The sequence below is a fragment of the Deltaproteobacteria bacterium genome (genome assembly GCA_003696105.1).
Taxonomy (GTDB): Bacteria; Myxococcota_A; Polyangia; order Haliangiales; family J016; genus J016.
Map to the genome: position 1 here is coordinate 1 of RFGE01000303.1, position 7,207 is coordinate 7,207.

Genomic DNA, 7,207 nt, shown 5'->3' on the forward strand with positions numbered 1-7,207 from the left:
CCCGCGACGCCGCCCTCGACGCCGCCCTCGACGCCGAACTCATCGCCTTCGTCATCCGTGTCGCTGTCGTCGGCGATCTCCTCCGGCTTGATCTCCTCGGGCTTCTCCTCCGGCTGGACGGTATCCGTCACCTTGCGCCGCGTCTGCACCTTCTCCTTGAGCGACTGCGTCTTGCGCTTGCCCTTCGGCGGCGGCGGCGGCGGCGGCGGCCCGAGCGTGAGCAACGCGCGCGCCTCCGGCGGCGTGAGCTTCTCGATCGTCCAGAACGACTTGACGATGAGCGCGCCCGCCGCGATCGCGTGAACCGCCACCGACGCGAGGATGATCGCGGTGACCCACGCGGGCCGGCGCGCTTTCTTGGCTGCGACGTAATGTTCGAACATGCGCCCCCCTACTGGCTGGCCCCGGCGCCGGCGGGCGCGCCGCCGCCCGTCTTGCCACTGCCGTCGGCGGCGGCCTGCGCCTGCTTTTGCTTCGCGGTAAACAGGTCGCGCCACTTGAGGCGGTTGATCAGCGCCGAACTCTCCTCGACCGCGCGCGCCCACGCGACGTCGGTCGCCAGGCCGCGGTGCGTGTACAGCGCGGCCTGCATCGAGTAGAGCATCTCGTTTTGCGGCTGCATGCGCGACGCCTCCTGGAATGCGCCGAGGCCGATGTCGGCCATCGCGAGGCGCGCGGGGCCAAACGCCTCCTTGTCGCTGAGCAGCCGGCGGAACTGCAGGTTGCCGATGTCGCTGAGCGCCGCAACCCGGTCCTCATCGGTGCGCGCCGCCTCGTAGCGAGCGCGGTGCCATTTGAGCGCGTCGTCGAACCGCAGCGCCTTTTCGCTCACGAGCGCGAGTTCTTGCATGGCCGCCGTGTCGCCGGGCGACGCGTCCAGGCGCTTCTTCCAGAACGCGATGGCGCCGTCGAAGTCGCCGGAGTCGACGTACAGACGGACGAGCGCCGAGATGATCTTGTCGTCGTTCGGCTCGCTCTGCAGGTAGGTCACGAAGTGCTGAATGGCCTTCTTCGCGTGCTCGTCGCGGCTCGGCCCCGGCTCGGCCTGCTCGAAGATCTTGAGGTGCGCCAGCCCGCAGTTGTGGTGGGCGATCGCCAGGTGCGGCGCCAGCTCGATCGCGCGCTCGAACTGCTCGATCGCCAGCTCGTACTTGCCGTCCGCGTACAGTTTGTTGCCCTGCTGGACGGAGCGGCGGGCGCTGAGTTCGGCGCAGCCCGCGGCGGCAACCGCCGCCACGGCGACGAGCGCGACGAGCGCGGTTCCCGCCGCCCGGCGAACCCGCGCGCCGATCGGCGGACACAGCGCATCCACGCGGTTCAAGACGACCTCCGTGCCATGGAGCGCCGGACTATAGACGAATCGCCGGACATCAACAACCAACTGCAACGCACGCCGGTCGGCGTGCGATCTGCCAATCCTTTCCGGCACATCCATCGGGCCATGGCGGACGGCGCGAGCGGCCGCCCCGCAAGGGTGGATCGAAATCGCCCGCGCCGCCAGCGGTCGGCGCAGGCCGTGCACCCGGCTGTCGCGTTCGGTCGCACAGCCGGGGCGTATACCGGCCGCGGCGCCGACGCGCGAGCGCCCGGGGCTCACACCGGCTGACCGGCGCTCGCGGACCCGGCGGGCGTCACGTCACGCCGGCCCCGCGCGTCCCACCGGCATGGGGGCGACGCACCGCATCGCCGCGCCCGCCCGCGGGCGCCGGCGCGCGGTCGCGCTGGCGGTCGCCGCCTCCCTGAGCGTGGTCACGGGGGCCGCCAGCGCGCGCAACCGCACGGAAATCTCGCTCACCATCAGCGGCGGCGTGTCGCTGGGGGCGTACCCGGCCGGCTACCTCTACGTCACGCGGCTGCGGCCGGCGCTGGTGCGCGTGCGCGAGAACCTGCGGATTCCGCGCCAGGAGATGAAGTTCGCCGCGCGCATTCGCGGGCCCGGCCCCGGGCGGCCGCCGGCGGTCGCGAGCGTCGTCGTCGGCGGTCCGGCGTTGCCGCGGGCGGTGCTGCCGCTGGCCGGAGCCGGCGCCGGCCGCCGCGGCGCGGGCCGGGCGTCACGGCACCGCGTACTGGACGGTGAACGTGTGGGCGTCCACGTCGCGCTGGCCGGCGGGGGCGTCGACCGTTGCTCCCTCGACGAGGCGGCGCACGCACGCCTCGTACTCCGAGTCGGACAGGCCCTCGATCTGCAAGTCGAGCGCCTCCACCGTCACGCGGCCGGCGCGTATCGACGCCGTCACGACCGCCTGGACCCGGCCGCGCGCCTTCCGGTCTCGCGCGCGCAGCTGCCGGCCACAGTCCTTGAACAGCTCGCGCAGGCCGCGGCGCACGCGCACCGACGTGTCTTGCGAGACGGCGCGCGCCGGCGGTGGCTCGTCGGCCCCGCGGTGGTCGCGCACCAGCGTGCCGTCGTCGCGCAGGTACTCGGCAACCCCGCCCGGCGCGCCCCCGGCGGCGCCGGCGTCCCCCTCGGCCCGGCGCGGCGCGAGCGTCTTCGCGGCGCGCGGAGGCCCGGCGTCCGACCGCGCGACCACGTCGGTCCGCCCGCTCGCGCGCGCGAGCTGTGCGCGCCGTGCGCCGGCCGCCGGCCGGTTGGCGCTCACCGCGAGCCACCCGAGCGCCGCCGCGACGACCGCCGCGAGACCCGCGAGCACCGCGCGCCGGCCGCGGGTCACGGTGCGACCTCCACGTCGCCGGCGACCACGCGGCGCGGGCCGGCGGGCGTGTCCACGATCAGGGCGCCGTCGGCGTCGAGCCCGCGCGCCACGCCGGCGACACCGTCGGCGACGACGGGCCGACCGATCGCCGGGCAGCGAGTACACCACGCCTCGGCGATCGCCGCGACGCCGCCGGAAAACAGCCGGTCGAGCCACCGTTCCAGGTGCGCCAACAACGCGTCGCGAAATGCCGGCAGGTCGACCGGCGTCCCGCCCAGCGCCAGCCGCAGGGAGGTCGGCGGCGTCCGCAAACCGCCCGGGAACGCCGTGCCGTTGACGTTGACGCCGATCCCGAGCACGACGTGGTCGATGCGTTCACCGCGACAGCTGGCCTCGGCCAGCACACCCGCGATCTTGTGTCCGTCCACCAGCACGTCGTTGGGCCACTTGACTGACGCCGGCACGCCGGCCGCATTCACCGCGTCACACACGCCGACGCCCGCGGCAAGTGCGATCGGCGGCACGTCGCGCGGCGCCAGCGGTGGACGCAACACGACGGAAAGATAGAGGTTGTCACCGGGCGGCGAGTACCACGAGCGCCCGGCGCGGCCGCGCCCCGCCGTCTGCTCGCGCGCGGTGACGACCGCACCGTGCGGCGCGCCGGCCCGCGCGAGCCGGTCGGCCTCGTCGTTGGTGGAGGCGCAGCGGTCGAGTTCGTGGCGGACCGCACCGAGCCAGCGCGCCACGGTCATCCCTCGCCCGCGGCCAAGAAGTCGAGCGCGATGTCGACCGCCCGCGCCGAGTGAGTGAGCGCGCCAGCCGACAGGAGGTCGACGCCGCGCCGCGCGTAGTCGGCCACCGTGTCGAGGGAGATGCCGCCGGACGCCTCGACCAGGACACCGCGCGCGTGCGCCCGCGCCGCCGCACGCTCGACCTGTTCCGGCGACATGTTGTCGAGCAGCACGACGTCGGCGCCGGCGTCCAGCGCCGCGTCCAGTTCGTCGAAGTCGCCAACCTCGACCTCGACGCGCAGCGAGTGCGGCGCGGCGCGCCGGGCGCGCGCGACCGCCTCGGCCACGGACCCGCACGCGGCGATGTGGTTGTCCTTGATCAGCACGCCCGACCCGAGGTCGAAGCGATGGTTGTAGCATCCACCGGCGCGGACGGCCGCCTTCTCGAGCGCCCGCCAACCCGGCGTCGTTTTCCGGGTGTCGACCACGCGCGCCCCGGTGCCGGCGACCGCCCGGGCGAACGCCCGCGACAGCGTCGCGATGCCCGACAGGCGCTGCAGGAAGTTCAGCGCGGTCCGCTCCGCCATGAGTACGTCCGCCGCCGGGCCGGATACGCGCGCCACCACCGCGCCGGCCGCCACCTCCGCGCCGTCGGCTATCGCCGGGGCGACCTCGATCGCGGGCGACACCGCCGTGAACACGGCGGCCGCCACGTCGAGCCCGAACACGACCAGCGGTTCGCGCGCCACCACGGCGGCGCGTGCGACGCCGTCGCCGGGCCCGACGACGGCGTCGGTCGTCACGTCACCGCGCCCGAGATCCTCGTCGAGCGCCAGCTCGATCAGACGCTGTACGGCCGGCAACCGGGCCAGTTGCATGGGGTCCGCTTACCACGACCGGCGCGGGTGCGTCACCCGCGCAGCGCCGCGACGATGTCGTCGTCGTTCGGAAACGAACCGGTCTCGTACTTGTTCCAGATCTCGCGGCCGTCGACGGTGACCGTGAACACGCCGCGGTCCCCTTTGACGAGGTCGACCTCGGCGTCCGGAAACGCGCGCTGGATGGCGGCGGCCAAACTGGCCGCCCGAGGATAGTAGTTTCAGACGACGCAGTATTCGATCGTGACCTTCATGGCGCTCCCTCCGGGGAATCCGCTTTTCCCGTTCCCTCATAGCACAGCGCAGCGCCGGCGGCGTGCGTGTCGGCGCGGTCCACCGGCGGCGCGGCCGGCGCCACGCGCGAGCGCGCGCCGGCGGCCGTTCAGAAGAACACCGCGGTGAGCGCGTCGATGAGCAGGTTGCTCGCGGTGTGCGCGATGACTCCGGCGAGGATCGACCCGGTGGCCGACCGCAGCCAGCCGAACGCCAACCCCGGAAAGAACACCGCGAGGCGGCGCGGATCGAACGCGACCGCGAGGTGGCCGACGGCGAACAGCGCCGACGACACGATGAGCGCCAGGCCGACGCCGCCGCCGAGCACGCGACGGCGCGGCGGCCACCGCCGTTCGCACAGCTCGTGCAAGAACCCGCGGAAGAACAGCTCCTCGGGGATCGCGACGACGACGACCTGGACGAACGCCGCTTCGACCGCGCCCAAGCCCAGCGACGGGATGCGCGCGCCCGACCAGCCGTGCCACGACCGGCAAAACCCGGGCATCGCGAGACTCGCGAGCCAGCCGGGCGCGTCCGGCGCGCATACCGCGTCGTAGAACGCCACGAACCCGAGCGAAAACAGCGGCACGACCACCGCGACGAAGCCGGCGCCGAACGCGATGCCCCGGCCGATCGGATCGAGCGTGAAGCCGAAGTCGGCCATGTCGACGCGGCGCACCGCGGCCACGCGGAACGGGATCGCCAGAAACACCAGCGCCACCAGCGCGCCGAGGTTCGCCGCGACCCACGGGACCGCGCGGGCGACCTGCGCCAGCGCGATCACGGCCGCCATCGCGGCGGCGAACGCGGTCAGCGCCGTGCGCAGCGGAGACACATCACCAGACGAACGCCATCCGGCTCTGGACGGTGAACGAGCTGTCGCCGTTCGGGAACATCAGCTTGAGGGCGTCACCGAATCGCAGGTAACCGGCCTCGAGCGAAAAGTCGAGGTGGTCGCCGCCCCACGACGTCTTGGCCGCCACGTCGACCTCGGTGCCGAGGTAGCTGCTGTCGAGTTCGTCGGCATACGGGAAGATCGCCGTGCCCGTGACCGGCTCGGTGTCCATCCACGCGAAGTTGACCTGGCCGACGAGCTGGAGCCCTGCGATCCCCGGCCGGTAGCGCCCCTTGAGCTGCGCGTAGTTGGCGTTGATCACGCCCCCGTTGGACATCAGCCCCGTGGCCCCCTCCGGGTTCTCCTCCGAATAGAACGGCGGGCCGAACGTGCGCGCGGACGCCTCGCGCAGAATCTCCTCGAACAGGATCAAATCGACGTTGTAGTCGGGGTGCAGCGCGCGCTGCTTGAACGTCTCGTCCTCGAGCCGGTCGTCGCCGCTGGCGTGGCCGACCTCGACGAGCGCGTCCCACACGTCGGTGAGATAGCCGAAGCGGGCCACGCCGCCCGAAATGTCGGCCTTCTTGCGCTGGTTCTTGGCCGGGAACGGAATGCCGCCGAACGCCGTGCCCTTGATCAGGATGCCCTCGCCCTCGGTGTACCAGGGGCCGTAGCGGATCTTCCACCAGATGTCGCCGATCCACACCGTGGCCCCCGTGTCCTTGCAGGCGACGAACTCGCCGTCGTTGGCGCTGCAGTTTTCGTTCGGATCGCCGAGCTTCGGGTCGGACGGAAACGTCGAGCTGTCCTTCTGCGTGCGCACGACGTGATAGGTGCCGACGATGAGCTGGTCGGTGTAGCGCACCCGATCCCAGTCGGTGTTGGCGTACACCGCGAGGAACACGTGCTCGTTGACGTCGTCGCTGCGGCCGCGCGAGATGAACCCCTGCTGGCCGAACGGCCGGAACGTGCGCTGCGCCGGCTCCGCGGGCAGAAACGGCGCCTCCGAGATCTTGTCGAACGCATAGCCGACGATGAAGTTGCTGTCGACGTCCTGGCGGCCGGCGATCGTCTTGCCGATCGTGATCGGCTTGGTCAAAAACAGGATGCGATCCGCGGTCGACCCGAAGTGCGCGTCGCCGAAGTCGTTCTTGAAGAAGTAGTCGGTGTACTTGCGGGGCTCTGACTCGGGAGCCATCGGATCCCAGTTGCCGGTGCCGCCGCCGTTGGCCAGCAGGCCCATCCCCCAGTGCGACGGCATGCGCCCAACGCGCATGACGCCGACCGGCACCTGGAACTCGATCCACGCGCGCGGGATCTTGACCGAGTCCTCGACGGCGCCGCCGAGGAACGGTTGGCTGGACGTCTCGGTCGCGAGCAGCGGCGCCGACGACAGGCCGTTGTTGTCGCCCCACAATACGTCGTCGACCGCGTCGATCTGCATCTTGAGTGAGGCGATCTTCTCGAAGTTGAGCGTCGGCATCAGCCGCAGGCGGCTCACGATATAGGACGTGCGCTTGATCTCCGGCAGCGGGCTGAGCGACTCGCCCGTCACGGGGTGGTTGCCGCCGAACGACAGCCGGCCGCCCGGCGGCACGCGCGCCAGGTTCGTGAGGTACACCGTGCGGGTGCGGAAGTACCCCTCGCTCCCCCAGGTCAGCTCGAACAGGTCGGCCCGCGCTACGCCGACGCCGCCGGTCACCAGCGCCGCGACGATCGCGGCGACGCGAATGAAGTGGCTCATGGATGCCCTCCCCCGAGGATGGATTGCCCCGACGCCTCAGCGCCGTCGCCGGTTGTAACAGGCGCCCCTGACGGATCCGCGGCGCGCGAACC

8 protein-coding genes are annotated in these 7,207 nt (G+C 72.2%); all 8 read right to left on the reverse strand.

Features of this window, described 5'->3' with window-relative positions:
* Window positions 1-383, reverse strand: a 383-nt coding sequence (locus D6689_19100) for a hypothetical protein (protein RMH38591.1), incomplete at its 3' end; no start/stop codon positions are given.
* Window positions 384-391: 8 nt separating this feature from the next.
* Window positions 392-1,435, reverse strand: a complete 1,044-nt coding sequence (locus tag D6689_19105; GenBank protein ID RMH38592.1) for a tetratricopeptide repeat protein — start codon at window positions 1,433-1,435, stop codon at window positions 392-394.
* A 616-nt stretch (window positions 1,436-2,051) separates the two neighbouring features.
* On the reverse strand, window positions 2,052-2,672 hold the full coding sequence (locus D6689_19110) for a hypothetical protein (GenBank protein ID RMH38593.1): 621 nt from the start codon (window positions 2,670-2,672) through the stop codon (window positions 2,052-2,054).
* Complete coding sequence (locus D6689_19115) at window positions 2,669-3,406, reverse strand: biotin--[acetyl-CoA-carboxylase] ligase (protein ID RMH38594.1); 738 nt, start codon at window positions 3,404-3,406, stop codon at window positions 2,669-2,671. The genes D6689_19110 and D6689_19115 overlap by 4 nt, the downstream gene beginning before the upstream one ends.
* Window positions 3,403-4,263 carry a carboxylating nicotinate-nucleotide diphosphorylase gene (gene nadC / locus D6689_19120; protein ID RMH38595.1) on the reverse strand — a complete coding sequence of 287 codons (861 nt, stop codon included), beginning with the start codon at window positions 4,261-4,263 and terminating at the stop codon, window positions 3,403-3,405. The genes D6689_19115 and nadC overlap by 4 nt, the downstream gene beginning before the upstream one ends.
* A gap of 32 nt (window positions 4,264-4,295) precedes the next feature.
* Window positions 4,296-4,460: a SelT/SelW/SelH family protein gene (locus tag D6689_19125; protein RMH38596.1), complete on the reverse strand. Its 165-nt coding sequence runs from the start codon at window positions 4,458-4,460 to the stop codon at window positions 4,296-4,298.
* Window positions 4,461-4,645: 185 nt separating this feature from the next.
* A complete protein-coding gene (locus tag D6689_19130; protein RMH38597.1) occupies window positions 4,646-5,371 on the reverse strand; it encodes a CPBP family intramembrane metalloprotease in 726 nt (241 codons plus the stop codon).
* A gap of 1 nt (window position 5,372) precedes the next feature.
* The gene (locus tag D6689_19135) at window positions 5,373-7,115 is read right to left on the reverse strand and encodes a hypothetical protein (GenBank protein RMH38598.1); all 1,743 of its coding nucleotides are present in this window, start codon (window positions 7,113-7,115) and stop codon (window positions 5,373-5,375) included.
* Between the last annotated feature and the right edge of the window lie 92 nt (window positions 7,116-7,207).

Excerpts from the sequence above, each read along its gene's own strand:
- D6689_19115 (RMH38594.1), bottom strand. The coding sequence starts at position 3,406 with ATGACCGTGGCGCGCTGGCTCGGTGCGGTCCGCCACGAACTCGACCGC.
- nadC (RMH38595.1), bottom strand. The coding sequence starts at position 4,263 with ATGCAACTGGCCCGGTTGCCGGCCGTACAGCGTCTGATCGAGCTGGCG.
- D6689_19105 (RMH38592.1), bottom strand. The coding sequence starts at position 1,435 with ATGGATGTGCCGGAAAGGATTGGCAGATCGCACGCCGACCGGCGTGCG.
- D6689_19135 (RMH38598.1), bottom strand. The coding sequence starts at position 7,115 with ATGAGCCACTTCATTCGCGTCGCCGCGATCGTCGCGGCGCTGGTGACC.